Source organism: Polaromonas sp. P1_G2 (assembly GCF_056405515.1).
In genome coordinates, this window is sequence record NZ_JBFUBY010000887.1 from 1 (window position 1) to 522 (window position 522).

A 522-nucleotide genomic window follows, 5' to 3' on the forward strand; every position below is an offset into this window, starting at 1 on the left:
GGGGCACGCAGGCCAATTATCGCGGCGTCGGCTTGTCGGACATGATGGCCGGCGTGGAGGATGCGCGCGACTATCGCTGCTCGCTCGACCGGTCGCTGCATACGATCGACGTGCTGACCTCGATCCTTAAATCGGCAGACGAGGGCAGGGCAGTCGACATCGCGACGAGCTGCAGCCAGCCGGCAGCCTTCGGCATAGACGAAGCCAAGGCGCTGCTGCGCTGAGCAGGTGATAATTGTGTGACAACGGCTTTCCCTCTTGTGGGGGAAAGCCCGATGGCGCTAAACAGGCTCATTCCTCATACAATTGGAGAAGACTCATGGCCGCCTGGCAACCCGCCGACACTCGCTACGACAAGATGAAATATAACCGCGTCGGCCGCAGCGGCCTCAAGCTGCCGGCTGTCTCGCTCGGCCTCTGGCATAATTTCGGTGACGACACGCCGCATGAGCGCAAGCTCGATATGTGCCGCACCGCCTTCGATCTCGGCATCACGCATTTCGACCTCGCCAACAATTATGG

2 protein-coding genes are annotated in these 522 nt (G+C 60.7%); both read left to right on the forward strand.

The window, feature by feature from the left end; translation table 11 throughout:
* A partial coding sequence (locus AC1D0P_RS28160; RefSeq protein WP_477679743.1) for a hypothetical protein occupies positions 1–224 on the forward strand: 224 nt, incomplete at its 5' end.
* A gap of 95 nt (positions 225–319) precedes the next feature.
* On the forward strand, positions 320–522 hold a 203-nt coding region (locus tag AC1D0P_RS28165), incomplete at its 3' end, for an aldo/keto reductase (protein WP_477679744.1).